A 26,588-nucleotide genomic window follows, 5' to 3' on the forward strand; every position below is an offset into this window, starting at 1 on the left:
CATCGAACAACGATGCAACCAACACAGGAAAGTGAGAAAGAGATGAGTGCCCGTAAATCTGCCCGAGGCTTTTTCGGTGACGCCTTCGCCATTTTCGGCGCGGCCACGGCCGCTGCCGCAGCAGTCGAAGGCAACCGCCGTCCGCTGGACCGCGACCTCTATACGCTCGGGATCAACCCGGCGAACTTTCATTCCGTAAAGCGCTAACCGCGCGGGCCGGTCCCTTGGGACTGGCCTCGCAGTCCATCAGACATGAAGAAGCCCGCCAATCTTGCGATTGGCGGGCTTTTTGCTGGCCGCTTGAAACTATGCTTCAGCGTGCCTGTGCAGCCGATTGTGCCGGATCGACGACCAGAGCGAGATGCCGATCAGTGCCGCGCCGCCGAGGCCGGTGATGACTTCCGGAATATGCACCAGCGTCTGGCAGTACATGACCACCGACAGGATCAGGATCGCGTAGAACGCGCCGTGCTCCAGATAGCGGTATTCGGCCAGCGTGCCCTTTTCCACCAGCATGATGGTCATCGAGCGGACATACATGGCACCGATGCCGAGGCCGATGGCGATGATGAACAGGTTCTGGGTCAATGCGAAGGCGCCGATCACGCCATCGAAGGAGAAGCTGGCATCGAGCACTTCCAGATAGATGAAGGCGCCGAGGCCACCCCGGGCAGCCGCGTTCATGGTCTTCTGCGAGGCATCGAGCAGACCGCCGATCACCTCTACTACCAGAAAGGTCACAAGACCATAAATGGAGCAATAGACGAAGGTCGTGGCTTCCGCGCCTTCCAGGAAGGACGAGAAGATCAGGATCAGGATCAGCACGAAGGCGATCTCGACGCCCTTGACGGTCGCGAAACGCGACATGTTGCGTTCCAGAACCTTGATCCAGTGCACGTCCTTCTCATGGTCGAAGAAGAACTTCAGGCCGACCATCATCAGGAAGGTTCCGCCAAAGGCCGCGATCGGCAGATGGGCGTCGTTCATGATCCGGGCATATTCTTCCGGGCGGGCCGCAGCCAGCACGATCGCTTCGATCGGTCCGATGTTTGCGGCGATGACGACGATCAGCAACGGGAAGACGATACGCATGCCGAAAACGGCGATGATGATGCCCCAGGTCAGGAACCGGTGTTGCCAGACCGGAGTCATTTCCTTGAGCTTGTTGGCATTGACAATGGCATTGTCGAAGGAAAGCGAGATTTCAAGGACGGCCAGAACCGTACAAATGAAAAAGACGGATGCCATGCCGCCGAGCGTGCCGGTCGATGACCAGCCGAGCCAGGCGCCGGCAGCAAGGCCGGCGGCTGTAACAATGAAGGCCCATTTGAAATAGCCGAGCGTCGTGGTCTGGGACGTGGGTGTCATGGCCGCACCTCCGGTCCGTCGATGCTTGAGAGGGGCTGGGAATAAACGAAGAAATCCCGCATGCCGGGATAGGCATGCGAAGAGCGCATGGGGTGGAGTGTCATTTGACTATCGTCCGCCGGCTTATTTGCGGGTGATACCGACATCACGAGAGCGCCGTAAAACTCTCGCCAGAGGGGCCCGGTATCAGGTTGGCTTCGCAGGCGTATAGAAATGCCCTTCACTGCGAAGTTGATGCTTATTTAGACAAGTCGGAGCCAAGGTCAAGGATAACGGCCATGATTGTTTCGCCTTTTACCGTAAGCTGGACGTGCGTTCACCGGAGCTTGCGCTCCTGTGGCCGATTTCGCCGGCGCCGTTCGGCGCGCTCACGAGAATGAATCGCAGGCAAAATCCATGTTTCGGCGAAGGATCGGGCTGCATTCCGATTGCTGATCAACCTATCAGTTTTCGGGGATGGATATCGGCGGGCGAATATGCGACTGGCAGCCATCTTGGCCGGAAACCCGAAATCATGACGATCCAGACAGCCCCCATCGTTCACCCGGCGAATGCCGCGCGCACCGGCGTGCTGTTCATGTTGCTCGGCATGCTGATGTTTTCGCTCAACGACGTCATGGGCAAATGGCTGGTGTCGACCTATTCGGTCAGCCAGTTGATGACGATCCGAAGCATCGCGGCGCTCGTCGTGCTGGTGCCGTTCTTCATCAAGCTCGGCTGGCGAAGTCTTTTCATCGTGGATCGGCCATGGCTGCATGCCCTGCGCGCGTTTCTGTTCGCCATCGAGGCATCGGCCTTCTATTTCGCGGTTGCCTATATGCCGCTGGCCGACGCCATGACCTATTGGCTGGCCGCGCCGATCTATGTGGCGGCGGCCTCGCCTTTCCTGCTTGGTGAAAAGGTCGGATGGCGCCGATGGACGGCTATCCTCATTGGTTTTGCCGGTGTGCTGGTGGCGCTGGAACCGTCGGCCCAGAGTTTTTCGATGCCGGCGCTGATCGCGCTGGCGGGCAGCGCGTGCTTCGCCTTCGCGCTGCTTCTCGGCCGGACCTTGCGTTCGACCCCGGACACGACGCTGATTCTCTGGCAATTGACGGGCGCACTGATCTTTTCGCTGGCCGGCGTCGCTGCCAATCCGGCCGGATGGGCACCGATGGACCTTCGCGGCGTGCTATGCCTTTGCCTGCTCGGGATCGTCGCCATGCTCGCCCATGTCCTCGTCAGCCGCTCGCTGAAGCTGGCGGACGCGGCCACCGTCGTGCCATTGCAATATACCTTGCTGTTCTGGGCCGTCGTGTTCGGCTGGATCTTCTTTGGCGATACGCCGCGCTGGACGGTGGTCGCCGGCGCCGTGCTGATCGTCGCGTCCGGCCTGTTCATCTTCTTCCGCGAGCAGCAATTGAAGAAGCCGCGCAGCGAAGTCACGGAAGTCGTCTGATCCTGAGCTTATCCGACTAAGATCCCGCGTCGCTCAGACCATCGGAGCCAAGGCCACAGCGTCGGGTCCGGCCGGGAAACGCAGTTGCCCTGTCGTATCGTTTGCTGCAAGCCACACAGTTTCGGCCACATCGCTCGCGACGGTAACCTCGCCGGGTTGCGTCATATCGGCGAATATCTTCTGTGCAAACGGGGCATAGGCTTCCGGGATCAGCTCGGCCAGTCGCGGCCCGGTATTTTCCGAGAAGCGCGTCGAGGGGCCGTAACCCGGCTGCACCAGTTTCACTTGGACATCGAATGTCTGGAGTTCATGGGCCAGCGACGCGGTAAATCCTTCAATGGCCATCTTGCTGGCCGTGTAGACGGACACCAGCGGCATTGGCCTCAGCGTTGCGCTCGAGGTGACATTTACCACCATGCCCGACCGGCGGGTGCGGAACTGTGGGATCACGGCCTGCGTCATGGCCATGACGCCGAAGGTGTTGGTCTCGAACACGTCACGAATGGTCGTCATCGGCGTTGCCTCAAGCGCGCCGAACATGCCGATGCCGGCATTGTTGACGAGGACGTCGATCGCACCGCTCGCCTCGATCGCAGCGGTTATGCTGTTCGGGTCAGTGACATCGAGCGCCAGCACACGCAAACGATCCGAGGCAGGGAGGATGTCGGTTCTGGGCGTGCGCATCGTGGCGATGACATTCCAACCCTTCGCATGGAAATGGCGGGCGGTCTCAAGGCCATAGCCTGACGAGCAGCCGGTGATGAGGACAGTTTTCATGGATGTTTCTCTCTCAGTGGACATGGCCTGAGAATAGAGAGACGATGTCGGACTTTCTATAATTGTACGTCCATATTTAGTGCGCTATCGTCCAAACATGAGCGATCCCCTCTCCGAAGTCATCACTTTGCTGCGGCCTCGAACGGTGTTCTCAAAGGGGATCAGCGGTGCCGGGCGCTGGGCTGTGCGCTATTCCGATTTCGGCGAGCCGAGTTTCTGCACGGTGATCGCGGGCAGCTGCCGCCTTGCCGTGGATGGCCAGCCGGTGGTGACATTGGAAGCCGGCGATTTCATATTGCTGCCGGCAACGCCGGGCTTCACCATATCGGGATTCGAGCCGGTGGAACCGACATTCATCGATCCAAAAGTGGCGCCGGCCGCGACGGAGGAAGTCCGGCATGGGGCGCAGGAAGGCGAGCCTGACGTCCGGTTGCTGGGCGGATATTTCGTCTTCGATTCACCCGACAGGGACCTGTTGGTCTCGATGCTGCCGGCGATGATCCATGCGCGCGGCGTCAAACGGCTTTCGGCCCTCGTGCAGTTCGTCGGCGAGGAAACAAGCGAACGCCGGTTGGGGCGGGATCTCGTTCTGGCCCGCCTGGTTGAAATCCTCCTGGTCGAAGCACTGCGCTGGAGCGAGGGAGATGACGCGCCGCCGGGCCTGCTGCGCGGTCTCGGCGATGCACGGCTGGCGGAGGCGATGCGGCAGATTCATGGTGATCCAGCACGCGCCTGGACCATAGCCGAGCTGGCAAAGAAGGCTGCTCTCTCCCGCTCGTCCTTCTTCGACCGGTTCAGCCGCGCCGTCGGTCAGTCGCCGATGGATTATCTTGTCTCTTGGCGGATGGCGCTCGCCAAGGACATGCTCCGTCGCGGCGAACTCGACATTGCCGACGTGGCCGAGCGCGTTGGCTACAAATCGGCCAGTGCCTTTAGCACTGCTTTCAGCCGCCATGTCGGAGAACGGCCCGGGCGTTTCGCGCGCACGCGACCCGCCTGATGAGGCAGGCGGGCTCATAGCGTTACGCGGTGAACGCCGCACTCATCAGCGTCTGCGTGTAGGTCTCGCGCGGAGATTCGAAGATCGCGTCCGTCTCGCCTTCCTCGACGATCTTGCCGTTCTTCATGACCACGACATAGTCGGACATGGCCTTGATGACCGAAAGGTCGTGGCTGATGAAGATGTAGGAGAGGCCGTGCGCCTTCTGCAGGGTGCGCAGCAGTTCGATGACCTGGCCCTGCACCGAGCGGTCGAGCGCCGAGGTCGGTTCGTCGAGGATGACGACGCGGGGCTTGAGGATGATGGCGCGGGCAATGGCGATGCGCTGGCGTTGGCCGCCGGAGAATTCGTGCGGATAGCGATTGCGCGCCGCCGGGTCGAGCCCGACTTCCTTCAGCGCCTCGATGGCGCGCTTGTCGCGATCGGCGCGGCTGAGTTGTGGCTCATGGACGTAGAGCCCTTCGGTGATGATCTCGCCGACCGTCTGGCGCGGGGATAGAGAGCCGTAGGGATCCTGAAACACCAGCTGCAACTGGCGGCGCAGCGGCCGCATGGCCGAGCGCCCGAAATCGGAGATGTTGGTCGAACCGAACCGGTAACGGCCGCTGCTCGGCACCAGCCGCAGCAGCGCGCGGCCGAGCGTCGATTTGCCGGAGCCGGATTCGCCGACGACACCGATCGTCTGGCCCTCCTTCAACCGGATGGATACCCCGTCGACCGCCCGGAACACACCGGACGACGAGCCGAACAGACCACCGCCGGTGGCGTAATCGACGGCGACGTTCGAGCCCTCGAGGATGATTGGCGCGGTATCGGCGGGCGACAGCTTGCGGCCATGCGGCTCGGCGGCGAGCAGCATCTTGGTATAGTCCGCCCGCGGCCGCTCGAAGATGTCGGCCGTCGTTCCCGTCTCGACCACTTCGCCCCGGCGCATCACGGCGACGCGGCTGGCGAAATGCTTGACGATGCCGAGGTCGTGGGTGATCAGCACCACGGCCATGCCGAACTTGGCCTGCAGCTTGCTGAGGAGATCGAGGATCTGCGCCTGGATGGTGACGTCGAGCGCGGTGGTCGGTTCGTCGGCGATCAGGATGTCGGGATCGTTGGCGAGCGCCATGGCGATCATGACGCGCTGGCGCTGGCCGCCGGACATTTCGTGCGGATAACTGTCGATCCGCCGTTTCGCATCGGGAATGCCGACGAGTTCCAGCAGTTCCAGCACCCGGGTGCGAGCCTGTTTGAATGTGCCGCCGCGATGGTGGACGATCGGTTCGGCGATCTGTCGGCCGATCGTGTAGAGCGGATCAAGCGACGTCATCGGTTCCTGGAAGATCATGGTGATCTTGGCGCCGCGCACGGTGTTCAGCCCCTTCATCGGCAGGCCGATGAGTTCCTTTCCGCGATATTTGGCCGAGCCGGTGACTTTGCCGTTCTTGGCAAGCAAGCCCATGATGCCCATCATCGTCTGGCTCTTGCCGGAGCCGCTCTCGCCCACCACCGCCAGCGTTTCGCCGGCCTTGATGTCGAGATCAATGCCCTTGACCGCCTGCACGTCTCCGTCTGGGGTCGCGAAGGTCACCTTGAGGTCGCGGACGGCGAGAATTGTTTCCCGTTTATCGGTCATGTCAGCGGTCCTTCGGGTCGAGCGCGTCGCGCAGGCCGTCGCCGGCGAAGTTCAGCGAGAAGAGGGTGAGGACGAAGAAGATTGCCGGGAAGATCAGAAGCCACGGCGCCGACTGGATATTGTTGGCGCCTTCGGCGATCAGCGCCCCCCAGCTCGTCAAGGGCGCCTGGACGCCGAGGCCGAGGAAGGAGAGGAAACTTTCGAGCAGGATCACCTTCGGCACGACGACGGTGACGAAGACGACGACCGGGCCGATCGTGTTGGGAATGATGTGGCGGCGGATGATCTGCCAGTCGGTCATGCCCAGCGCCTGCGCCGCGCCGATGAATTCGCGCCGTTTGAGCGCCAGCGTCTGGCCGCGCACGATGCGGGCCATGTCCAGCCATTCGACCGCACCGATGACGAGGAAGATCAGGATGAAGGACCGGCCGAAGAACACGACGAGCACCACGACGAGGAAGACGAAGGGCAGCGAATAGAGGATCTCGACAAAGCGCATCATGACATTGTCGACCCGCCCGCCGATATAGCCCGAGGTCGCGCCGTAGAGCACGCCGATGCTGAGCGATACGAGGCTGGCGAGCAGGCCGACAGCGATCGAGATCTGGCCGCCAAGCATGACGCGGGCCATCAGGTCGCGGCCGTTGGAATCAGTGCCGAACAGGAAATATTCGCGCGAGACGCTGCCGGTGAGTTTCACCGTCCTGCCGTCATCCTCGGTCGCAACGACCTGCGTGCTGTCGAATTCGTTGGCCCGGTCGAAATAGCGGGTGGTGCGCGGATCGATCGGCTTGTCCGAGGTGACGGTGGCGGTGAAGGTCTGTCCTTCGACGACGAATTCCTTCAGGTCGACGCGTGCCCGCGATGCGACGCCGTTCATCACCTCCTGGAGGCTCGATGCGTCTGGCCGCGGCTCCAGGCTCGGCGGGATCGTCACGTAGGACGGGAAGACCTGATCGTAGCTGTGGCTGATGAAATAGGGGCCAAGGAACGAGAACATGGCGATCAGTACCAGCACGACGCAGCCGGCCATGGCGGCGCGGTTGCGGCGGAAGCGCAGCGTCGCGAGCTGGAACAGGCTGCGGCTTTGCGTTTCGGGCGGAAGCGCCGCCGGCGTGAGGATATCAGTCATGGCGAACCCTCGGATCGAGAAGGCCGTAGAGAATATCGACCAGAAGATTGAAGACGATGACGAAGATGGCGACGAGCACGACCGTACCCATGACCAGCGTGTAATCGCGGTTGATGGCGCCCAGCACGAAATAGCGGCCGACGCCGGGAATGGTGAAGATCGTCTCGACGACGGCGGAGCCGGTCAGAAGCGCCGCCGCGCAAGGGGCGAGGTAGGAGACGACCGGCAACATCGCCGCGCGCATGGCATGGGTGACGATCACGGTGCGGGCCGGCAGGCCATAGGCGCGGGCTGTGCGGATATGATCGGTGTGCAGCGCCTCGATCATCGAGCCGCGCGTCAGCCGGGCAAAGACCGCCAGTTGCGGCAGCGCCAGCGCGATCATCGGCAGGATCAGGAAGCGCAATGAGCCGTCGCCCCAGCTGCCGGCGGGAAGCCAGGCCAGCGTGATGGCAAAGACGAGGGTCAGGACCGGGCCGACGACGAAGTTCGGCACGGTGACACCGACGGTCGAGACCGACATGATGGCGAAGTCGAGGGCGCTGTTTTGCCGGAGCGCGGCGATGGTGCCGGCGAGCACGCCGCCGATCAGCGCCAGCATCAGGGCGTAGAAGCCGAGTTCCATCGAATAGGGCAGGCCCTTGCCGATCAACTCGGCGACGGTGTTGTCCTTGTAGATATAGCTCGGGCCGAAATCACCTGTGACGGCATTGCCGATATAGGCGACATACTGGCTCCAGAGCGGCTGATCGAGGTGATAGGTGGCCATCAGGTTGGCCATGGTCTGCGGTGGCAGCGGGCGTTCCAGATTGAACGGACCGCCGGGGGCGAACCGCATCAGGAAGAAGGAAATCGTGACGACGATGAACAGCGTCGGCACGGCGCTCGCAAGGCGGCGCAGGACAAAGGAGATCATGGTTTTGCTCTCTGGCCGGGACGCGCGGCAGCCGGTGGCCGCCGCGCGTCAAAGTGCCGTTATTCGGCGATGCTGAGGAACTTGCTCAGGTGCTGGTTGGCAGCATTGTCCTGCCAGCCCTTGACGCGGTTGGAGACCAGCCAGAGATCGGCCTGGGTGAGGAACGGCGCGATCGGCTGTTCCTTCATCAGCAGGGTTTCGGCGTCGTGAAGAATCTTCGCGCGCTTGGTCGGATCGACCTCCTCGTAGGATTTCTTCATCAGGTCGTCGAATTCGGCATTTTCGAAGTGGCCGTAATTGAAGGTCTTGTTCGATCCGACGCTGAGCGCCAGGAAGTTTTCAGGATCCGCGTAGTCGGCAACCCAGCCGGCACGAGCAACGTTGAACTTGCCGCCTTCCTGCAGATAGGCGTAGTGCGAGGAGACGTCGAGGTTCACCATCGACACCTCGGCCCCGAACGTGTTTTTCCACATGTCCGCGACGGCGGTGGCGACGCGTTCGTGGTTGGGGTTGGTATTGTAGCGGATTTCGATCTTCAGCGGCTTACCGCCTTCGCCATAGCCGGCTTCCTTCATCAGCTTGACGGCTTCATCCTCGCGGTCGAGCTGTGACAATTCGGAAAAATCCGCTTTTGCCGGTTCGCCGTAATTTGCCATGCCCGGGGGGACCATCGAATAGGACGGAAGCTGCGAGCCGGAATAGATTTCCTTGGCCAGGAAGTCGCGGTCGACCGCCATCGACAGGGCGCGACGAACGCGCACGTCGCTATAGGGCTCCTGGCGGGTGTCGAAGGCGTAGTAGTAGGTCGCCAGCGTCGGCGATACATGAACCTGCTCACCAAGCGATCCGCGCAAACGATCCAGTTGGTCAGCCGAGAAGTTGTAGGCGAGATCCATTTCCTTGGCTTCGAAACGGCGGACCGAAGCGGCCTGATCGTCGATCGGGTAGAAGATCACCTTGTCGATCTTGACGTTGGCGGCGTCCCAGTAGGACGGGTTCTTTTCCGTCGTCAGGCTATCGTTCGGCGTGTGGGCGACGAGCTTGTAGGCGCCGTTCGAGACCATGACGCCGGGCTTGACGAAATCGGCGCCGTTCTTTTCGACGCTGGCCTTGGAGACCGGCAGCGCGGTCTGGTGCGCGAGCAACTCGAGGAAGAAGGGGGTTGGGCGCTCGAGCGTGATTTCGAGCGTCTTCTCGTCAACGGCTTTCATACCGAGCTGGTCGACCGGCACTTCGCCCTTGTTGACTTTTTCGGCGTTCTTGATCGGGAAAAGAATATTGGCGTAACCGGCTGCGGTCTTCGGATCCTCGACGCGCTGGAGCGAGAAGACAAAGTCCTGCGCGGTTACCGGCGAGCCGTCCGACCATTTGGCGTCGGCGCGGAGCTTGAAGGTGTAGACGAGGCCGTCGTCCGAGAGGTCCCAGCTTTCGGCCGCGCCAGGGACGACCTTGCCGGCCGCATCATAGATTGTCAGGCCCTCATAGAGGTCCTTGAGAATGAACTCTTCGATGTTGATCGAGGTGTGAGCCTGGTCGAGCGTCTGCGGTTCGCCGGCATTGCCGCGATGCAGGACGGTTTCGGCGAGTGCCGGGCTGGCGCCGATGAGAATCGATCCCAACAGCATGGCTGTGCGGAGGTTGATTTTTGCCAATGTCATTTTTGTTATCCTTCCCCTCTTTTAGGTTGTGAAGCGGCGAGAGAATGCCAATTTTCGGGCAAAGGCAAGGCTCTTTGTCATGCAATGAAGGCCGCAGGAACCATGACAGGCCTGTAACTATAGCGTCGCGGTTGCATTTCAATCGCGTCATTTTCCGGTGGGTTTGCGGCAGATGCCGGATGTCTTCCAGGGGACGGCCGAGAGGTGCGGCGCAAGTTTGGAAATGATTTCAGGCAGCTTACGTAATATGCATTCTGCCAAGCTCGCGTTGCGGAAACGATCGTTCGTGGCAGGGCGCTTCCGCCGGAGCGTGCGGCATCGACAAAGTCCCGTGCAGGCGGATCCACATTCAACCGAAAGCTGTTTTGTATTTCTCCGCGAAAAAATGCACGAAACTTTGTCCACAGCGCACGATCTGCAACGTTACCGGACGCATGCTGAGCCGAATCCGGTTTTGCGCCGGTTGCCAAACGTGGATCATCAATTAAGGTGCGGATAAATCCGTCCCGCATTCTCCAGGAGGGCTGGTCGAAAGACCAGTTGGCGTTTGCGGCGAGCAGTTCTGCTCAATCGGAGAATAATACTGGAGCCGCATGTTCATGGCGGCGCGAGAAACGGGAGACCTCTTGAATGGCATTGATCACCTTGCGTCAGTTGCTGGACCACGCCGCTGAGCACAATTACGCCCTGCCCGCCTTCAACGTGAACAATCTGGAATATATTCAGGCCGTCATGCGCGCCGCCGATGCCACGGATTCCCCGGTTATCCTGCAGGCCAGCCGTGGTGCCCGCGCCTATGCCGGCGATGCCTTCCTGCGCCACCTGATTCTCGGCGCCACCGAAGAATATCCGCATATCCCGGTCTGCCTGCATCTCGACCACGGCGACCAACCGTCGACCTGCATCTCGGCGATCACCAACGGTTTCACCTCCGTCATGATGGATGGTTCGCTGCTGGCCGATGGAAAGTCGATCGCGTCCTATGAATACAATGTCGGCGTTACCGCCGAAGTGGTGAAGATCGCCCATGCAGCCGGCGTTTCGGTCGAAGGCGAGCTTGGCTGTCTCGGCAACCTGGAAACGGGCGCTGGCGAGAAGGAAGACGGTCATGGCTTCGAAGGCAAGCTGTCACGCGAGGAACTGCTGACAGACCCGGAGCAGGCGTTCGATTTCGTCGAGAAGACCGGCGTCGACGCGCTGGCCGTCGCCATCGGCACCAGCCACGGCGCCTACAAGTTCACCCGCGCGCCGGACGGCGAAATCCTGTCGATCGACACGATCGCGAAAATCCACAAACGCCTGCCGAACACCCATATGGTCATGCACGGCTCGTCCTCGGTGCCGCAGGACCTGCAGGACCTGTTCAACGAATTCGGCGGCAAGATGAAGCAGACCTGGGGTGTTCCGGTTCACGAGATCCAGAAAGCCATCCCGCTCGGCGTCCGCAAGGTCAATATCGACACCGACTTGCGCCTGGCGTTCACCGGCGAAATCCGCAAGCACCACCTGCAGCATCCCGACAATTTCGACCCGCGCAATTATCTCAAGCCGGCAACGGCGCGCATGGTCGAGGTCTGCAAGGAACGCTTCATCGCGTTCAACGCCGCCGGACAGGCCTCGAAGATCCGCGTCACGCGCCTGCCCGACATGGCGAAGGCCTATTCGAAGGCAGCCTGAGAATTTCATGGGGCGGGGCTTCGGTCCCGCAACATAGCCCTCGGTTTTGGCGGGCGTAGCCCTCCCTCACAAGATTTGCCTACGTAGGCGGACGCCTGGGTCGGCAAAAGCGCTTTACAATGCCGCCTGCCTTTGATTTGTCAGGTCGCATCATCGTTTGCGTTTGAGGGAAGAGGAACATGAAACTTCTGCGATATGGGCCGATCGGCTCGGAAAAGCCGGGCGTTCTCGGCTCGGATGGCCAGATCAGGGATCTGAGCGGCGTCATCGCTGATGTCGGCGGCGTTGCGATCAGCGACATGGGCTGGGCTGATGGCGTCGATATCGACAGCCTGCCGGTTGTCGCCGGTAGCCCGCGTCTCGGCGCCTGCGTCGCGGGAACCGGCAAGTTCATCTGCATCGGCCTCAACTATGCCGACCATGCCGCCGAAACCGGCGCCACCGTTCCGCCCGAACCGGTCATCTTCATGAAGGCGACCTCGGCCATTGTCGGCCCGAACGACGATGTTCTCATTCCGCGCGGTTCGCAGGCCACCGACTGGGAAGTCGAGCTTGGTGTCGTCATCGGCAAAAAGGCAAAATATGTCTCCGAAGCCGACGCGCTCGATCACGTCGCCGGTTACTGTGTCATCAACGACGTCTCGGAGCGTGATTTCCAGACCAAGCGGGCCGGCCAGTGGACCAAGGGCAAGTCCTGCGACACGTTCGGCCCGACCGGCCCCTGGCTGGTGACGAAGGACGAGGTCGCCGATCCGCAAAACCTGAAGATGTGGCTGACGGTCAATGGCGTCAGCAAGCAGAACGGTTCGTCGAAGACCATGGTCTATGGCGTCGCCCATGTCGTCAGCTATCTCAGCCAGTTCATGACGCTGCATCCCGGCGACATCATCTCGACCGGTACGCCGCCCGGCGTCGGCATGGGCTTCAAGCCGCCGGAATATCTGAAAGCGGGTGATGTCGTCGAACTCGGTATCGAAGGCCTCGGCACGCAGAAGCAAACCTTCATCGCCGACGTTTGATCGTCGAAACATTCCGGATCAAGGGCGCATGCTTCGGCATCGCGCCCTTTTTTGTGACGTTCACGTCTCGATCTTCAGCTTGACGCGATCGGCGGCAAAGCGGGTGCGGGCAAATTGTACGGGAATGCCGTCCGGATCGGCATTGATCGCCGTCGCTTCGATGACGATTGCGCCGGGCGAGAGCCGGAGCAATGACAGTTCGTTGGCATCCGCATGGCGGGCAACGAGTTCGGTCGATATGCGCACATAGTCGGCGAGCCCTTGCGCCGCGAAGGCCTTGGTGATCGAGCCCAGTTGCGCAAAATGCTCGGCCATGCCCGGAAACCGCGCCTGCGGAAAATAGCTGGTGGAACAGGAGACCGGCCGCCCGTCGGCGCTGCTGAGCGCTTCCATTTCGAGACAGTGTGCGCCGGCAGGAATACCGAGCCCGGCCGCGATTTCCCCTGTCGCAGGGACAACGGCGTGCGCCAGCAGCCTCGCTTCGATCTCACGCGTCTGATCGCTCAGGCCTTGTGAAAAGCGGGTGCGGCGGGAGATCGGGAAGCTCAGGCGCTCCTTGCGCCGGACCATCGTGCCACGTCCCTGGATCGCCTGGACGAGGCCCTCCTCGGCGAGCGCCGCAAGCGCGCTTCTCACCGTGTGACGGTTGACACCGAACTGGCCTGCCAGCATCATCTCCGGTGGAACCATGCCGGTCTTGTCGTATTCGCCATTGCTGATCGCAAGCCGGATCAGGTCGGCAATCTGCCGCCAAAGGGCGACCCCGGTCTGCCGCTCGACGGTCTTTTTCGAATTCATGTCACAGGTCCGTCATGTTGTCGTTCTAGAAGTGGGTCATCAGATGTATGGTTGTCTATATTACTAGACATTTCGGACGGAAAGCAATGGACGCGATCAGAGAAAAACGAGACGCTTCAGCGGATCAGCGCAAACGGGTCATGGGTCTTCTGGCGCGCGCCACCGTGGCCGAATTGCAGGCCGGTTGGCAGGCCATTGAGCCGAAGCCGGAGGTGCTTCCCGTGCGTGGTCCCGAAACCGGGCTGATCATGGTGCGCGGCCGCGTCGGCGGTGGCGGTGATGCCTTCAACCTCGGCGAAGCGACCGTCAGCCGTGCCACGGTGCGCCTCACGACCGGCGAGGTCGGCCATGGGCAGTTGCTCGGCAATGACCGGGAAAGGGCGCGCCTCGCCGCCATTTTCGATGCGCTTCAGCAGCGGCCGGAATACCGGCAGACCGTCTTGCGCATGGTCGAGGCCATCGAAGGCAGGATTGACGACGAAGACCGGCTGCAGGCCGAGCAGACGGCGGCGACGCGCGTCGACTTCTTCACCATGGTGCGGGGAGACAACTGATGGCCATCCAGAGCGAACAGCAATCCGTCGCGACCGGCGTTTATGCCGGCGCCTTTGCCGATCCGGTGTTCCAGTCGCAGTCCGTGTTCAAGGCTCTGATGGATGCCATGGCCCGGCCCGGCACGATCCAGCCGCTCGGCGCCGCCGCGAACCCGCCGGCTCCGTTCGGCGCCGGTGCAGGCGCGATCGCGCTGACGCTCTGCGACGACGGTACGCCCGTCTGGCTGAGCGCCGCGCTTGCTGGCTCGACGGTTCCCGCCTGGCTCTCCTTCCATACCGGTGCGCCGCTGACCGGTGTGCGGCCGGAAGCCCGGTTCGTCTTTGTCGAGGCGGGCGGTCTCGTGCCCGGTTTCGATCAGTTCGCGCTCGGCAGCCAGGAATATCCCGACCGTTCGGCAACGCTGGTGCTGGAAGTCGCCGCCCTTCAGGGAGGCCCGGCCTTCACCGCGACCGGCCCCGGTATCCGTGATGCGGTCACCATCGCACCGTTGGGGCTGCCGGATATCTTCCTGACGCTGTGGAATGAAAACGGGGCGATCTTCCCGCGCGGCATCGACCTGATCCTCGTGGCCGGCACCGACATCCTGTGCCTGCCGCGCACCACCAAGCTTCGCCGTCGGGAGGTCTGACCATGTATGTTGCCGTCAAGGGGGGCGAGGCCGCCATCGCCAATGCGCACCAGCTGCTCGCCGATCGCCGCCGTGGTGATCGCTCGCTGCCGGCGATTTCGATCGACCAGATCGTCGCCCAGCTCGGGCTTGCCGTCGATCGCGTCATGGCCGAAGCCTCGCTCTACGACCGTGAACTGGCCGCACTGGCCGTGCGGCAGGCGCGGGGCGACATGATCGAGGCGATCTTCATCCTGCGCGCCTACCGCACGACGCTTCCGCGCTTCGGCATGTCGGTGCCGGTCGATACTGCCGCCATGAAGATCGAGCGCCGCGTCTCGGCAACCTACAAGGACCTGCCTGGTGGCCAGTTGCTCGGCCCGACCTTCGACTACACCCACCGTCTGCTCGATCCGTCGCTGCTGACCGACGCGCCGGTTGCCGAACCGCTGCGCCGGCCCGCCGACGAAGGGTCGATGATGCGCGTCTCCGATATCCTGTCGGGCGAAGGGCTGATCGAGGGCGATGGCCAGATGCCGCAGGACCATGTGCCGGGCGACCTGACGCGCGAACCACTGGAATTTCCGCTGAACCGCGATCTGCGCCTGCAGGCCCTGGCCCGCGGCGATGAGGGCTTCCTGCTGGCGCTCGCCTATTCCACCCAGCGCGGCTATGCCCGCAGCCATCCCTTCGTTGGCGAAGTGCGCATTGGTGCCGTCGAGGTGGAGCTGGATATTCCCGAGCTCGGGTTTGCGGTTTCGCTGGGGCGTGTCCAGGTAACCGAGTGCCAGATGATCAACCAGTTCCAGGGCTCTGCCAAGACGCCGCCGCAATTCACCCGCGGCTACGGCCTCGTCTTCGGCCAGAGCGAGCGCAAGGCGATGGCCATGTCGCTCGTCGATCGGGCCTTGAGGGCGGAAGAATTCGGCGAGGATATCGTCGCGCCGGCGCAGGACCAGGAATTCGTCATTTCCCATTCCGACAATGTCCAGGCGACCGGCTTCGTCGAGCATCTGAAGCTGCCGCATTATGTCGATTTCCAGGCCGAGCTTGATCTCGTTCGCCGCATGCGCGCCGAATACGAGGCAAGCAAAGCCGGTAACACATCCACCGATCTGCCGGAGGCCGCACAATGAGCGCCGCGCTTGCCGCCTACAATTTCGCCTATCTCGACGAACAGACCAAGCGGATGATCCGCCGGGCGATCCTGAAGGCGATCGCCATCCCCGGTTACCAGGTTCCCTTTGCCTCGCGCGAAATGCCCATGCCCTATGGCTGGGGCACGGGCGGGGTGCAGGTGACGGCGGCGATCCTCGGGCCGGACGACGTACTGAAGGTCATCGACCAAGGCGCCGACGACACCACGAATGCGGTGTCGATCCGCGCCTTCTTCCAGAAGGTCGCCAATGTCGCGGTCACCACGAAGACGCGCGAGGCGACGATCATCCAGACCCGCCACCGCATTCCGGAGGAGACGCTGACCGCCGGCCAGACGCTGGTCTATCAGGTGCCGATCCCCGAACCGCTGCGTTTCCTCGAGCCGCGCGAGACCGAGACCCGCAAGATGCATGCGCTGGAGGAATACGGCCTCATGCATGTGAAGCTTTACGAGGACATCGCCCGCAACGGCCATATCGCCACCACCTATGCCTATCCGGTCAAGGTCGAGGGGCGCTATGTGATGGACCCCTCGCCGACGCCGAAATTCGACAATCCGAAAATGCATATGTCGGAGGCGCTGCAATTGTTCGGCGCCGGTCGCGAAAAACGCATCTACGCCGTTCCGCCCTATACCGAGGTCGTCAGCCTCGACTTCGAGGACCATCCGTTCGAGATCCAGCATTTCGACAGGCCCTGCGCGCTCTGCGGCGCAAGCCAAGTCTACCTCGACGAGGTCGTTCTGGATGACAAGGGCGGGCGCATGTTCGTCTGCTCCGACACGGATCACTGCGAGGACCGTCGTGAACACGGCCATGCCGGCGAAATGCTGGCGCGGCAGGAGGCGGCGGAGTGAGAGTTCCTTCTCATGTCTCTGACGTCTTGGAAAAGACCCCTCCCCAACCCCTCCCCACAAGGGGGAGGGGCGTAACTTGCGGCACTGTCCTCGCGCCGATCTGGCCACAAGCGAGCCGCAAGTCACGGCCGTCCTTTGTGACGGTGTTTCCGTGTCTTCCAAAATCTCCAGCCCTGACGGTTCATGCAGCCGATAATCGACAGAACGCCCGTCCTCAGACCAAAGCAGTCGCCGAGGTTGCGGCAGGGTTAGCCCCTCCCCCTTGTGGGGAGGGGTTGGGGAGGGGTCTTTCTTCAGAAAATCTTGCCGAGGTACGTCCATGACCGACACCCCCCTTCTCAAAGTCAACGATGTCTCGAAATTCTATGGTAGCCGCATCGGCTGCCGGAATGTTTCCTTCGAGCTCTGGCCGGGCGAAGTGCTGGCGATCGTCGGGGAATCCGGATCCGGCAAGACGACGCTTCTGTCCTGCCTGTCCACCCGGCTGATGCCGAGTTCCGGGATCGTCGAATACCATATGCGCGACGGCCAGTACCGGGATCTCGCCCGCATGGGCGAGGCCGAGCGGCGCTTCCTGATGCGCACGGACTGGGGCTTCGTTCACCAGAATCCGGCAGACGGATTGCGCATGACGGTGTCGGCTGGCGCCAATGTCGGCGAAAGGCTGATGGCGGTCGGCGGCCGGCACTATGGCAAGATCCGCGCGACCGCCGCCGACTGGCTGGCCCGCGTCGAGATCGAGGAAGACCGGATCGACGACCAGCCGCGCGCCTTTTCCGGCGGCATGCGCCAGCGTCTGCAGATCGCCCGCAATCTGGTGACCTCGCCCCGCCTCGTCTTCATGGACGAGCCGACCGGCGGCCTTGATGTTTCGGTGCAGGCGCGCCTGCTCGATCTCGTGCGCGGCCTCGTTCACGATCTCGGCCTGTCGGCCATCATCGTCACCCATGACCTTGCCGTCGCCCGCCTTCTTTCGCACCGGATGATGGTGATGAAGGATGGCTTGGTCATCGAGCAGGGGTTGACCGACCGGGTTCTCGACGATCCGCGCGAGCCCTATACCCAGCTTCTCGTGTCCTCCATTTTGCAGGTTTGAAAAAGGGTGAGTTGAGAGGTCGGCTTCACCCCCCTCTGTCGGCGACGCCGACATCTCCCCCACAAGGGGGGAGATCAGCCGACACCTTCGGTCGCCAAATGGGAAAAGAACAATCTCCCTCCTTGTGGGGGAGATGTCACGAAGTGACAGAGGGGGGCGAACCCCGATCTCTGTGCCAACGGACCATGTATGCAAAGGAACATGCTATGCCGACGCCTCTCGTCGTTTCCGAAGTCGCCAAGAGCTTCACGATGCATCTGCGCGACGGCATCACCCTGCCGGTCGTCTCCGGCGTCTCCTTCTCGGTGAAGAGGGGCGAATGCGTCGTGCTCGGCGGCCCGTCCGGTGTCGGAAAGAGCTCGATCCTGAAGATGCTCTACGGAAATTACGCCGTCGACAGCGGCCAGATCCTGATCGAGCATCGCGGGCATCTGGTCGATCTCGCCCATGCAGCACCCCGTGCCGTACTCGACGTGCGGCGTGATACGCTGGGCTACGTCAGCCAGTTCCTGCGCGTCGTGCCGCGCGTCTCGGCGCTCGACGTCGTCGCCGAACCGCTGTTGGCGCGCGGTGTGGCACAGGCCGAGGCTCGGGAGAGGGCTTCCGAGCTTCTCGCTCAACTCAACCTGCCGCGCGAGCTCTGGCAACTGCCGCCCGCCACCTTCTCCGGCGGAGAGCAGCAGCGCGTCAACATTGCCCGCGGCTTCATCACCGATCACGCCATCCTGCTGCTCGACGAGCCGACGGCCTCGCTCGATGCGGTGAACCGCCGCGTGGTGGTCGAGATGATCGCCGCCAAGAAGGCCGAGGGCGTTGCCCTCCTCGGTATCTTCCATGACGAGGAGGTGCGCGACGCCGTGGCGGACCGTATTCTCGACGTCTCTGCGTTTTCGCCGCGAAAGGCCGCCGCATGAGCCAGAAACTGACGGAAGAACCGACGATCCATCCGACCGCCACCGTCAGCCAATCGACGCTCGGCCGTTACTCGGAAATCGGCGACCGCTGCCGCCTCGACGAGGTCGAGTTCGGGGATTATTCCTATATCGAGCGTGACGGCTCGATCTGGTGCGCGACGGTCGGCAAGTTCGCCAATCTCGCCGCCTCCGTGCGCATCAACGCCACCAACCATCCGACATGGCGCGCGACGCTGCACCACTTCACCTACCGCGCCTCCAACTATTGGCCGGATGCGGACATGGAGCAGGATTTCTTTTCGTGGCGTCGCAAGAATCGCGTCTTCATCGGCCATGATGTGTGGGTCGGTCACGGCGCGACGGTGCTGCCCGGCGTCACCGTCGGCAACGGCGCGGTGATCGGTGCCGGAGCCGTCATCTCGAGGGATGTCGCGCCCTACACGATCGTCGGCGGTGTTCCCGCCAGGCTGATCCGCGAGCGCTTCGGCGCCGATATCGTCGCGCGCTTTGAAAAGCTCGCCTGGTGGGACTGGGATCATGTCAGGCTGCGCGATGCGCTCGACGATTTCAGGATGCTCGACGCCGACACCTTCCTCGTCCGTCACAATGCCTGATGAAATGGCACTGCAATCCCCGCGCCGGCGGGGATCGTGGACTGTAACAAAACCGACACCAATCTGACATTCCCCCTTCATCAAGCCGCTTTAAGGCATGTCACGTACCGATGACCGGTGTGGCTGCCAGAGGACGACTGCCATGTTTCAGCTGAAGAATGTAACGCGTCAATTCGGCAAAAAGATCGCCGTCGATTCAGTGACCTTCGATATCCCGCAGGGACAGATGGTCGGCATTATCGGCCGGTCGGGCGCCGGCAAGTCGACGCTGCTGCGGATGATCAACCGCCTGAACGACGTCTCGTCGGGCTCCATTCATTTCGGCGATCTCGAAGTCTCGTCACTGCGCGGTTCCGCTCTTCGCAGCTGGCAGCGCGATTGCGCCATGATCTTCCAGCAGTTCAACCTCGTGCCGCGCCTCGATGTGCTGACCAATGTCCTGCTCGGACGTCTCAATCATCGCTCCACCGTGCTCAGCATTCTCAACATGTTTACCCGCGAAGAGCGGATCATGGCGATCGGCGCGCTGGAGCGGCTCGGCATCGAACAGACGGCGCTGCAGCCCGCCGGCACGCTGTCGGGCGGCCAGCAGCAGCGCGTTGCGATTGCGCGTGCGCTGATGCAGCAGCCGAAGATGCTGCTTGCCGACGAACCGATCGCCTCGCTCGATCCGCTGAACGCCAAGATCGTCATGGATGCGCTGCGCGACATCAACGAGCGCGACGGCATCACCGTTGTCACCAACCTGCACACGCTGGATACGGCGCGCAATTATTGCGAGCGCATCATCGGCATGGCGCATGGACGCGTCGTGTTCGACGGCCAGCCGCAGGACCTGACGGCGGCGGCCGTCGCCGAAATCTATGGTTCGGGCGCCGATCTCGACGAATCGATGACCTCGACCAGCATCCATATTCCTGCCGCGCAGGACAATACGAAATCCGCTGGCCTCAAGCCGCTGGCGCTGGCCGGCCTGTAAAAGGCGTCCTGGATCGAGTGCCCGCGTCAAGGGCAGATTTTTTAACCGAATGTGAGCCGGCTAAATCCGGATAACAGGAGAAGACCATGTTGAAGACAACACTCTTGAGCGCCGTTGCGCTCGTCGGCCTGATGGGCCAGGTTCAGGCCGAAGACCTCAAGGAATTCCGCGTCGGCATCATCGGCGGCGAGAACGAAGCCGACCGCCTGCGTAACTTCCAGTGCCTCGGCGATCACCTGAAGACCGCCCTGAATGTCGAGAAGGTCTCCTTTTTCCCGGCCGCCGACTATGACGGCGTCATCCAGGGCCTGCTGGGCGGCACGCTCGATTTCGCAGAACTCGGCGCTTCCGGTTATGCCAAGATCTACCTCGCCAAGGCTGACGCCGTCGAGCCGATCCTGACGACCGAGCAGACCGACGGTTCGACCGGTTATTATTCGATCATGGTTGCCCGCAAGGACAAGGGCTTTACCAAGATCGAAGACCTCAAGGGCAAAAAGATCGGCTTCGCCGACCCGGATTCGACCTCGGGCTACCTGATCCCGAGCGTGACCCTGCCGGAAACGATCGGCATGCCGGTCAAGGAGTATTTCGCTGAAACCGGTTTCGGTGGCGGCCATGAAAACCTCGTTCTCGAAGTCCTGAAGGGCACGTTCGATGCCGGCACGACGTTCGGTTCGGGCATTGGCGAGTTCAAGGAAGGCTACACTTCCGGCAATCTGCGCAAGATGGTCGACAAGGGCATCCTCGACATGAACGACCTGGTCGAACTGTGGCGCTCGCCGCTGATCCCGAACGGCCCGACCGTTGTTCGTTCCTCGCTCAGCGCCGACGTCAAGGCCAAGTTCAAGCAGTTCATGCTCGACCTGCCGAAGACCGACGCAGCCTGCTTCGCAGCTGTTGAAGGCGGCGACTACAAGGGCTTCGTCGAAGTCAACGCCGACTTCTACAAGCCGATCATCGACGCCCGCAAGGCAACGATCGGCGGCTGATATCGGTTGAAGCCCCGGCCGGGTAGCCGCGTTGGTGGACCGGCCCCTCACCCTAGCCCTCTCCCCGCAGGCGGGAAGGGGTGTCGCATATGAAAAAGTCCCCTCCCCAACCCCTCCCCACAAGGGGGAGGGGCTTAACCCGCGGCCCCGGCCCGTCGTCTGAAGCGAGAGGGCGGCGGCTGGGTCTCTCCCCCCTTGTGGGGGAGATGGCCGACAGGCCAGAGGGGGTCTTTTTCCATATGCGATTGCCCCGTCGTTCACGGGGAGACGGTGGCCGAAGGCCGGATGAGGCGCGCGCCATGCGCGATTGCCTTGCAGCGGCCGGTGTAGTCCCTTATTTTCCGGAGATGTCATGGCGTCAGCGCTTTCCCCGACCCTGAGTGACAATGGAGCGGTGGTCGAACGCCACTGGCGCGAGCTCAATCTCCGCCGCCGCACCTATACGTTTCTTGGCCTTGCGCTTCTTGCCGTAACGTTGTCCGGTTCGCTCTGGTTCGCCAACGAGACGAATGCCGGCAAATTCTTCGACCGGCTTCCCTATTTCTTCGATTTCGTCGGCGATCTTGTACCGCGCGACGGCGCTGAAATCGGCCGCGCCCTGTTCGACCTGCCGTCGCCTTATGACGATGGCAGCCTGAAATACAATTATCCCGAGGGCCGGGTCTATCTGACGGACACGATCTACGTGCCCGAATATATCCACAAGATGCTGGAAACGCTGAATATCGCGATCTTTTCCACCATCTTCGGCATGTTCTTCGGCTTCATCCTCTGCTTCTTCGCGGCGCGCAACATGATGCCCAACCCCTGGGTGCGCGGCCTTGCCCGGCGCTTCATGGAAATCCTGCGCGCCTTTCCGGAAGTGGTCATTGCCGGCTTCTTCCTCGCCATCCTGTCGCTCGGGCCGATCCCGGCCATGATCGCCGTATCGATCCACACGGTCGGCGCGCTGGGAAAACTGTTCTTCGAGGTCGTCGAGAATGCCGACATGAAGCCGGACGAGGGCCTGAAGGCCGCAGGCGGCAACTGGATCGAGCGCGTCTGGTTCGGCATCGTGCCGCAGGTCCTGCCGAATTTCATGAGCTATTTTCTGCTGCGCCTGGAAATCAACGTGCGCGCGTCGACCATCATCGGCGCCGTCGGCGGCGGCGGCATCGGCGAACCGTTGCGTCTGTCGATCAGCCAGGGTCATGAGGCCAAGACACTCGCCATCATTCTCCTCCTGTTTTCGACGATCATCGCCGTCGACCAGTTTTCCGCATGGCTGCGCCGTCGCCTCGTCGGCGACCAGGCCTTCCAGCTCGCTCAATAAGGGGCCGATCATGACCACAAGCACCCTGATGAGCGCCGCGGAGATGGATGCGATCGCCCACCGCCATCCGCACCTTTTGACCGGCTCGAAAGCCAAGCGTATCCGCTCCCTGCTGATCTTCGCCGGCATCGCGCTTTACATGATCTACAGCTGGTGGTTCTTCTCGATCGGGCAGGTGCTGACCAATGCCAACTGGGGCATTGCCGGCACCTATCTTGCCGACTGGGTGTCCTATGAGGTGCGCCCCGATATCAGGATCGCCGGGGATGGCGCGATGCAGGTCGTCTATCCGCGCTTCTCGCCGCTCGGATCCAATGCCAAGCCGGAATGGGTGACGATCGAGACGAAGATGATGGAGCGCGTCGCCGAAGCGCCGGCCGCCACGCAGCAACAGCAGCAAGCGCCGGCGAAGAAATCCGCTTTCAACTTCATGGCGCCGAATGCCGCGACCGCAGGTTCTGGCACCGAGGCAGCCGCCGCGACCGAGATCCGCATGGAAGAAGTCGTCAGCCGCGCGATTGTCCGTTTCGGCAACACCGCCAGCATCGACGTCGCCGATGGAAATGTCACCGCCGTTTATGACGGGCAGACCCTGTTGATGCGGCTCGATCCGGAAAAGGGCGTCGAGCCGGAAGGCGCGCTGCCCGCCTGGGCGACGCAGAAGCGGCCCGGCGAGAAAATCCAGCTTGCCTTCGGCATCACCGGCTGGGCCGAGGTCGATGTCGAAAAGATCAGCATCCACAATCGCTTTCCCGGCTGGGCGAATTTCATCTTCGACACCAACTCGCCTTTCTTCGGCAAGCCGTTCGGTGAGGTCATGAGCCTGATCGCCAGCGGCGATCGCATCGATCCGGCCCACTCGAACCTCGCGCTTGCCTGGGACAACATTCTCTACAATTCTGAGTGGCAGCATCTCGACGTCTGGACCAAGCTGCTCCAGACCATCGTCATGGCTTTCGTCGGCACGTTGTTTGCGACCGTCATCGCCTTCCCTTTGTGTTTCCTTGCCGCCCGCAACATCACCCGCAACGGCGTTCTCAACCAGGTGACGAAGCGGCTATTCGATTTCCTGCGCTCGGTCGACATGCTGATCTGGGCGCTGTTCTTCACCCGTGCCTTCGGCCCCGGGCCGCTCGCCGGCATGTCGGCGATCTTCTTCACCGATACCGGCACGCTCGGAAAGCTCTATGCCGAGGCCTTGGAGAATATCGACGACAAGCAGCGCGAAGGCGTCAAATCGGTCGGCGCCGCGCCGCTTGCCGTGCAGCGTTTCGGCGTGCTGCCGCAGGTCCTGCCGGTCTTTGCCAGCCAGGCGCTCTATTTCTGGGAATCCAACACCCGCTCGGCGACCATCATCGGCGCTGTCGGCGCCGGCGGTATCGGCCTGAAACTCTGGGAAGCGATGCGGACGAATTCCGACTGGGAAAACGTCGCCTATATGGTTATCCTGATTCTCATCGTCGTGTTCATCTTCGACAGTGTTTCCAACGCCCTGCGTTCGCGTCTGATGGGCCAGAAAACACATTGAAAAGGGTGGCGGATCTCCGCTTTCCATCACGATAATGTCATGAAAAGGGGGTAGCGACGGCGTCACATCGGCACCGTCCGATCACCGCTCCCGTGACATCTCTGCAGGGAATGACCAGTGCGCTACGCATTCTATATTTCGCCCGACGAGGACGCTCCGCTGACGGCCGCAGCCGAGCGCTGGCTGGGCGCAAACCCGTTCACGGGCGAGACTCGACCCCTTGAGCCGCAGGGTGATTTCAGCGCGGATGAGCTGACCGCACTCACCGCCGATCCGCGCCGCTACGGTTTTCACGGAACACTGAAGGCACCGTTCGAGCTTGCCCCCGGCACCAGCGAATCGGAATTGCTCGATGCGTTCGCGACCTTCGCCGAGACCTGCATTCCCTTCCGCATTCCGGAGGTGGTGCTGGGCCAGCTTGGCCCGTTCTTCGCGCTGGTGCCGGCGGTGCACTGTCCCGACCTGCAGGGCTTTGCCGACGCCACGGTGCGGCATTTCGCGCGTTTTCGCGCGCCTTTGTCCGAGGCCGATATTGCCCGGCGCAAGCCGGAGACGCTGAGCACGCAGATGCGCGGCAACCTGTTCGACTGGGGCTACCCCTACGTTTTCGAGAGCTTCCGCTTCCACATGACGCTGACCGGCCAGGTTTCCGCCGAGCGTCAGTTCTCAATGAAGACCTTGCTCGCGCAGGAATTCGCGCCCTTCATCGGCCAGCCGATGGATGTGACCTCGCTTGCCCTGTTCGTCGAGCCCGCGCGCGGTGCTCCCTTCACTGTTCACTCGCTTTTGCCGCTCGGCGGCACGTCCAAACGAAAGATGGCCCGACATGACCGCTGAAACCGTTCTTTCCAATGCCCGTATCGTGCTCGAGGACCGGGTCCTGCACGGTTCGGTGCAGATTCGTGACGGCAAGATTGCCGATATTTCGGAAGGCGCCACCGTCGTCGGCGAAGATTTCGAAGGCGATTTTCTGATCCCGGGCCTGGTCGAACTGCACACCGACCACCTCGAAGCCCATTACTCGCCGCGCCCCGGCGTGCGCTGGCTGAAAATGGCGGCGATCCAGGCGCATGACGCGCAGGTCGTCACCTCCGGCATCACCACGGTCTTCGATTGCCTGCGCATGGGTTCGGACGAGGACGGCGGCTTCGAGCAGGGCGAGATGCGTGAGATGGCGGATGCGCTCGCGCTGGCGGGCAAGGAAAACCGCCTCAGGGCCGATCACCGCATTCACCTGCGCTGCGAGGTTTCCACCGACAACGTTCTCGCCCATTTCGTCGAATTCGAGGATGATCCGCTGGTCGGGCTGGTCTCGCTGATGGACCATGCGCCGGGCCAGCGCCAGTTCCAGACGATGGAACAGTACACGCTTTACTACAAGACCAAGCGCGGACTGTCCGACGAGGCCTTTGCCGCCTTCTGTGAGCGCCAGCAGGCGCTGTCGGCGAAGTATGCCGGCCCGCATCGCATCGAGATCGCCAAAGCCTGCGCCGCGCGCGGCATCACCATTGCCAGCCATGACGACGCGACGCTTGCCCATGTCGAGGAATCCGTCGGCTTCGGTATCCGCCTTGCGGAGTTCCCGACCAGTTTCGAGGCGGCCGAGGCCTCGCACGCGGCGGGCCTCAGCGTTCTCATGGGCGCGCCGAACATCGTTCGCGGCAAGTCGCATTCCGGCAATATCGCCGCGCGCGATCTCGCCAAGCGCGGCGTGCTCGACGTCCTGTCCTCCGACTACGTGCCGTTCAGCCTGATCCACGCGCCGTTTCTGCTTGCTGACGAAGTGGAAAGCATCAGCCTGCCGCAGGCGCTGGCCATGGTCACGATGACGCCGGCCCGCACGGTCGGGCTTAACGATCGCGGCCGGATCGCCGTCGGCCTGCGCGCCGATATCGTCCGCGTCCAGCGCGAGGACGGCATCCCCATCGTCCGCTCCGTCTGGCGCGAAGGCCGGCGGGTCGCCTGATGCACGCGCGCACGCCGGACCAGCCGGGCGCGATCGTCGTCGTCGTCGGCCCGAGCGGCGCCGGCAAGGACAGCGTCATCGGTTTCGTCGCACGGCATTTCGAGGGGCACGACGATATCGACTTCGTTCGCCGGATCATTACCCGTCCCTCGGATGCAGGCGGCGAGGATCACGAGAGCGTTTCGGGCGAGGATTTCGACACGCGTCTTGCCGCCGAGGATTTCGCCGTCGCCTGGCAGGCGCATGGATTGAAGTACGGTATCCCGCGACAGGCGCTGGACCGCGTCCGCGCCGGGCGCATCCTGATCGCCAATGGCAGTCGCGCGGCGCTCGGCCAGTTCCGGCAGGTCTTTCCGCGCGTCGCGGTGGTGAATATCATTGCCTCGCCGCAGGTGCTGGCGAGCCGCCTTGTCGCGCGTGGCCGCGAAAGCGAACAGGATATTCTCAACCGCCTGCAGCGTCAGGTACCGGATATTTTTGAGGAGCCGGATGTGACCACTATCGACAATAGCGGGCCGCTTGATATTGCGGGCCTGCGGTTCGCCGCATTGGTCGCCGGATTGCAAGGCGTCTTGCCCGAAGCCGTTCAGGGCTGAAAGACGTC

26 protein-coding genes are annotated in these 26,588 nt (G+C 62.4%); 19 read left to right on the top strand and 7 right to left on the bottom strand.

Annotation, left to right across the window (positions count from 1 at the left end; genetic code table 11):
- Positions 1 to 42: 42 nt before the first annotated feature.
- Complete coding sequence (locus ACST81_RS02795) at positions 43 to 207, top strand: hypothetical protein (protein ID WP_112408490.1); 165 nt, start codon at positions 43 to 45, stop codon at positions 205 to 207.
- Positions 208 to 306: 99 nt separating this feature from the next.
- On the opposite strand, the gene ACST81_RS02800 is transcribed toward ACST81_RS02795, so the two are convergent.
- On the bottom strand, positions 307 to 1,368 hold the full coding sequence (locus ACST81_RS02800) for a DUF475 domain-containing protein (protein ID WP_438751281.1): 1,062 nt from the start codon (positions 1,366 to 1,368) through the stop codon (positions 307 to 309).
- A gap of 514 nt (positions 1,369 to 1,882) precedes the next feature.
- Between ACST81_RS02800 and ACST81_RS02805 the strand changes: the two genes are divergently transcribed.
- On the top strand, positions 1,883 to 2,806 hold the full coding sequence (locus ACST81_RS02805; protein WP_438751282.1) for a DMT family transporter: 924 nt from the start codon (positions 1,883 to 1,885) through the stop codon (positions 2,804 to 2,806).
- Between the two features lie 33 nt (positions 2,807 to 2,839).
- On the opposite strand, the gene ACST81_RS02810 is transcribed toward ACST81_RS02805, so the two are convergent.
- Positions 2,840 to 3,583 (bottom strand): SDR family oxidoreductase, encoded by a 744-nt coding sequence (locus ACST81_RS02810; protein WP_438751284.1) that lies wholly within the window; start codon positions 3,581 to 3,583, stop codon positions 2,840 to 2,842.
- Positions 3,584 to 3,680: 97 nt separating this feature from the next.
- Between ACST81_RS02810 and ACST81_RS02815 the strand changes: the two genes are divergently transcribed.
- Positions 3,681 to 4,583 (top strand): cupin domain-containing protein, encoded by a 903-nt coding sequence (locus ACST81_RS02815; protein ID WP_438751286.1) that lies wholly within the window; start codon positions 3,681 to 3,683, stop codon positions 4,581 to 4,583.
- Between the two features lie 22 nt (positions 4,584 to 4,605).
- Here the strand turns inward: ACST81_RS02815 and ACST81_RS02820 are convergent, their stop codons facing one another.
- The 4 genes from ACST81_RS02820 to ACST81_RS02835 are packed head-to-tail and all read right to left on the bottom strand — an operon-like array spanning position 4,606 to position 9,913.
- Positions 4,606 to 6,207 (bottom strand): ABC transporter ATP-binding protein, encoded by a 1,602-nt coding sequence (locus ACST81_RS02820; RefSeq protein WP_438751287.1) that lies wholly within the window; start codon positions 6,205 to 6,207, stop codon positions 4,606 to 4,608.
- Position 6,208: 1 nt separating this feature from the next.
- A complete protein-coding gene (locus tag ACST81_RS02825) occupies positions 6,209 to 7,339 on the bottom strand; it encodes an ABC transporter permease (protein ID WP_438751288.1) in 1,131 nt (376 codons plus the stop codon).
- The gene (oppB, locus tag ACST81_RS02830; protein WP_438751289.1) at positions 7,332 to 8,255 is read right to left on the bottom strand and encodes an oligopeptide ABC transporter permease OppB; all 924 of its coding nucleotides are present in this window, start codon (positions 8,253 to 8,255) and stop codon (positions 7,332 to 7,334) included. Before oppB ends, ACST81_RS02825 begins: the two co-directional genes overlap by 8 nt.
- Before the next feature lie 59 nt (positions 8,256 to 8,314).
- Positions 8,315 to 9,913 (bottom strand): peptide ABC transporter substrate-binding protein, encoded by a 1,599-nt coding sequence (locus tag ACST81_RS02835; RefSeq protein WP_438751290.1) that lies wholly within the window; start codon positions 9,911 to 9,913, stop codon positions 8,315 to 8,317.
- Between the two features lie 630 nt (positions 9,914 to 10,543).
- On the opposite strand from ACST81_RS02835, the gene fba reads away from it, so the two are divergent.
- Positions 10,544 to 11,590, top strand: coding sequence for a class II fructose-bisphosphate aldolase (fba, locus tag ACST81_RS02840; protein WP_438751291.1), 1,047 nt, complete (start codon positions 10,544 to 10,546; stop codon positions 11,588 to 11,590).
- 179 nt (positions 11,591 to 11,769) lie between these two features.
- Positions 11,770 to 12,609: a fumarylacetoacetate hydrolase family protein gene (locus ACST81_RS02845; protein ID WP_438751292.1), complete on the top strand. Its 840-nt coding sequence runs from the start codon at positions 11,770 to 11,772 to the stop codon at positions 12,607 to 12,609.
- 60 nt (positions 12,610 to 12,669) lie between these two features.
- On the opposite strand, the gene phnF is transcribed toward ACST81_RS02845, so the two are convergent.
- On the bottom strand, positions 12,670 to 13,407 hold the full coding sequence (phnF, locus tag ACST81_RS02850; RefSeq protein ID WP_438751293.1) for a phosphonate metabolism transcriptional regulator PhnF: 738 nt from the start codon (positions 13,405 to 13,407) through the stop codon (positions 12,670 to 12,672).
- Between the two features lie 86 nt (positions 13,408 to 13,493).
- Here phnF and phnG point away from each other — a divergent pair, with 86 nt between their 5' ends.
- From phnG to phnN, 14 genes are all read left to right on the top strand, one after another.
- Entirely contained in the window at positions 13,494 to 13,961 is a 468-nt protein-coding gene (gene phnG / locus ACST81_RS02855; RefSeq protein ID WP_438751294.1) for a phosphonate C-P lyase system protein PhnG, read from the top strand.
- Positions 13,961 to 14,590 carry a phosphonate C-P lyase system protein PhnH gene (gene phnH / locus ACST81_RS02860; RefSeq protein ID WP_438751295.1) on the top strand — a complete coding sequence of 210 codons (630 nt, stop codon included), beginning with the start codon at positions 13,961 to 13,963 and terminating at the stop codon, positions 14,588 to 14,590. Before phnG ends, phnH begins: the two co-directional genes overlap by 1 nt.
- A 2-nt stretch (positions 14,591 to 14,592) precedes the next feature.
- Positions 14,593 to 15,705, top strand: a complete 1,113-nt coding sequence (locus ACST81_RS02865; RefSeq protein WP_438751296.1) for a carbon-phosphorus lyase complex subunit PhnI — start codon at positions 14,593 to 14,595, stop codon at positions 15,703 to 15,705.
- Entirely contained in the window at positions 15,702 to 16,583 is an 882-nt protein-coding gene (locus tag ACST81_RS02870; RefSeq protein ID WP_438751297.1) for an alpha-D-ribose 1-methylphosphonate 5-phosphate C-P-lyase PhnJ, read from the top strand. Before ACST81_RS02865 ends, ACST81_RS02870 begins: the two co-directional genes overlap by 4 nt.
- A gap of 319 nt (positions 16,584 to 16,902) precedes the next feature.
- Positions 16,903 to 17,679: a phosphonate C-P lyase system protein PhnK gene (phnK, locus tag ACST81_RS02875; RefSeq protein ID WP_438751298.1), complete on the top strand. Its 777-nt coding sequence runs from the start codon at positions 16,903 to 16,905 to the stop codon at positions 17,677 to 17,679.
- A 206-nt stretch (positions 17,680 to 17,885) separates the two neighbouring features.
- Positions 17,886 to 18,593: a phosphonate C-P lyase system protein PhnL gene (phnL, locus tag ACST81_RS02880; RefSeq protein WP_438751299.1), complete on the top strand. Its 708-nt coding sequence runs from the start codon at positions 17,886 to 17,888 to the stop codon at positions 18,591 to 18,593.
- Entirely contained in the window at positions 18,590 to 19,207 is a 618-nt protein-coding gene (locus ACST81_RS02885) for a DapH/DapD/GlmU-related protein (protein WP_438751300.1), read from the top strand. The genes phnL and ACST81_RS02885 overlap by 4 nt, the downstream gene beginning before the upstream one ends.
- 142 nt (positions 19,208 to 19,349) lie before the next feature.
- On the top strand, positions 19,350 to 20,186 hold the full coding sequence (phnC, locus tag ACST81_RS02890) for a phosphonate ABC transporter ATP-binding protein (protein WP_438751301.1): 837 nt from the start codon (positions 19,350 to 19,352) through the stop codon (positions 20,184 to 20,186).
- A gap of 86 nt (positions 20,187 to 20,272) precedes the next feature.
- A complete protein-coding gene (gene phnD, locus ACST81_RS02895; RefSeq protein WP_438751302.1) occupies positions 20,273 to 21,178 on the top strand; it encodes a phosphonate ABC transporter substrate-binding protein in 906 nt (301 codons plus the stop codon).
- A 352-nt stretch (positions 21,179 to 21,530) separates the two neighbouring features.
- Positions 21,531 to 22,490, top strand: a complete 960-nt coding sequence (gene phnE / locus ACST81_RS02900; protein WP_438751303.1) for a phosphonate ABC transporter, permease protein PhnE — start codon at positions 21,531 to 21,533, stop codon at positions 22,488 to 22,490.
- 10 nt (positions 22,491 to 22,500) lie between these two features.
- On the top strand, positions 22,501 to 24,018 hold the full coding sequence (phnE, locus tag ACST81_RS02905; RefSeq protein ID WP_438751304.1) for a phosphonate ABC transporter, permease protein PhnE: 1,518 nt from the start codon (positions 22,501 to 22,503) through the stop codon (positions 24,016 to 24,018).
- 117 nt (positions 24,019 to 24,135) lie between these two features.
- Positions 24,136 to 24,855 (top strand): DUF1045 domain-containing protein, encoded by a 720-nt coding sequence (locus ACST81_RS02910; RefSeq protein ID WP_438751305.1) that lies wholly within the window; start codon positions 24,136 to 24,138, stop codon positions 24,853 to 24,855.
- Positions 24,845 to 25,984: an alpha-D-ribose 1-methylphosphonate 5-triphosphate diphosphatase gene (locus ACST81_RS02915; RefSeq protein WP_438751306.1), complete on the top strand. Its 1,140-nt coding sequence runs from the start codon at positions 24,845 to 24,847 to the stop codon at positions 25,982 to 25,984. The genes ACST81_RS02910 and ACST81_RS02915 overlap by 11 nt, the downstream gene beginning before the upstream one ends.
- Positions 25,984 to 26,580 carry a phosphonate metabolism protein/1,5-bisphosphokinase (PRPP-forming) PhnN gene (gene phnN / locus ACST81_RS02920; RefSeq protein ID WP_438751308.1) on the top strand — a complete coding sequence of 199 codons (597 nt, stop codon included), beginning with the start codon at positions 25,984 to 25,986 and terminating at the stop codon, positions 26,578 to 26,580. The genes ACST81_RS02915 and phnN overlap by 1 nt, the downstream gene beginning before the upstream one ends.
- The last annotated feature ends 8 nt before the right edge of the window (positions 26,581 to 26,588 follow it).

The sequence above is a fragment of the Pararhizobium sp. O133 genome, assembly GCF_051669845.1.
Classification (GTDB): domain Bacteria; phylum Pseudomonadota; class Alphaproteobacteria; order Rhizobiales; family Rhizobiaceae; genus Pararhizobium.

What these genes read in the sequence shown, in the direction of transcription:
- phnN (WP_438751308.1), top strand. Translation starts at nt 25,984, where the DNA reads ATGCACGCGCGCACGCCGGACCAGCCGGGCGCGATCGTCGTCGTCGTC.
- oppB (WP_438751289.1), bottom strand. Translation starts at nt 8,255, where the DNA reads ATGATCTCCTTTGTCCTGCGCCGCCTTGCGAGCGCCGTGCCGACGCTG.
- phnG (WP_438751294.1), top strand. Translation starts at nt 13,494, where the DNA reads ATGGACGCGATCAGAGAAAAACGAGACGCTTCAGCGGATCAGCGCAAA.
- phnF (WP_438751293.1), bottom strand. Translation starts at nt 13,407, where the DNA reads ATGAATTCGAAAAAGACCGTCGAGCGGCAGACCGGGGTCGCCCTTTGG.
- phnD (WP_438751302.1), top strand. Translation starts at nt 20,273, where the DNA reads ATGTTGAAGACAACACTCTTGAGCGCCGTTGCGCTCGTCGGCCTGATG.
- phnE (WP_438751303.1), top strand. Translation starts at nt 21,531, where the DNA reads ATGGCGTCAGCGCTTTCCCCGACCCTGAGTGACAATGGAGCGGTGGTC.
- ACST81_RS02820 (WP_438751287.1), bottom strand. Translation starts at nt 6,207, where the DNA reads ATGACCGATAAACGGGAAACAATTCTCGCCGTCCGCGACCTCAAGGTG.
- phnC (WP_438751301.1), top strand. Translation starts at nt 19,350, where the DNA reads ATGTTTCAGCTGAAGAATGTAACGCGTCAATTCGGCAAAAAGATCGCC.
- ACST81_RS02870 (WP_438751297.1), top strand. Translation starts at nt 15,702, where the DNA reads ATGAGCGCCGCGCTTGCCGCCTACAATTTCGCCTATCTCGACGAACAG.
- ACST81_RS02795 (WP_112408490.1), top strand. Translation starts at nt 43, where the DNA reads ATGAGTGCCCGTAAATCTGCCCGAGGCTTTTTCGGTGACGCCTTCGCC.
- ACST81_RS02815 (WP_438751286.1), top strand. Translation starts at nt 3,681, where the DNA reads ATGAGCGATCCCCTCTCCGAAGTCATCACTTTGCTGCGGCCTCGAACG.
- ACST81_RS02845 (WP_438751292.1), top strand. Translation starts at nt 11,770, where the DNA reads ATGAAACTTCTGCGATATGGGCCGATCGGCTCGGAAAAGCCGGGCGTT.
- ACST81_RS02825 (WP_438751288.1), bottom strand. Translation starts at nt 7,339, where the DNA reads ATGACTGATATCCTCACGCCGGCGGCGCTTCCGCCCGAAACGCAAAGC.
- ACST81_RS02885 (WP_438751300.1), top strand. Translation starts at nt 18,590, where the DNA reads ATGAGCCAGAAACTGACGGAAGAACCGACGATCCATCCGACCGCCACC.
- ACST81_RS02865 (WP_438751296.1), top strand. Translation starts at nt 14,593, where the DNA reads ATGTATGTTGCCGTCAAGGGGGGCGAGGCCGCCATCGCCAATGCGCAC.
- fba (WP_438751291.1), top strand. Translation starts at nt 10,544, where the DNA reads ATGGCATTGATCACCTTGCGTCAGTTGCTGGACCACGCCGCTGAGCAC.
- ACST81_RS02800 (WP_438751281.1), bottom strand. Translation starts at nt 1,368, where the DNA reads ATGACACCCACGTCCCAGACCACGACGCTCGGCTATTTCAAATGGGCC.
- ACST81_RS02835 (WP_438751290.1), bottom strand. Translation starts at nt 9,913, where the DNA reads ATGACATTGGCAAAAATCAACCTCCGCACAGCCATGCTGTTGGGATCG.
- phnK (WP_438751298.1), top strand. Translation starts at nt 16,903, where the DNA reads ATGACCGACACCCCCCTTCTCAAAGTCAACGATGTCTCGAAATTCTAT.
- phnL (WP_438751299.1), top strand. Translation starts at nt 17,886, where the DNA reads ATGCCGACGCCTCTCGTCGTTTCCGAAGTCGCCAAGAGCTTCACGATG.
- phnH (WP_438751295.1), top strand. Translation starts at nt 13,961, where the DNA reads ATGGCCATCCAGAGCGAACAGCAATCCGTCGCGACCGGCGTTTATGCC.
- ACST81_RS02810 (WP_438751284.1), bottom strand. Translation starts at nt 3,583, where the DNA reads ATGAAAACTGTCCTCATCACCGGCTGCTCGTCAGGCTATGGCCTTGAG.
- ACST81_RS02805 (WP_438751282.1), top strand. Translation starts at nt 1,883, where the DNA reads ATGACGATCCAGACAGCCCCCATCGTTCACCCGGCGAATGCCGCGCGC.
- ACST81_RS02915 (WP_438751306.1), top strand. Translation starts at nt 24,845, where the DNA reads ATGACCGCTGAAACCGTTCTTTCCAATGCCCGTATCGTGCTCGAGGAC.
- phnE (WP_438751304.1), top strand. Translation starts at nt 22,501, where the DNA reads ATGACCACAAGCACCCTGATGAGCGCCGCGGAGATGGATGCGATCGCC.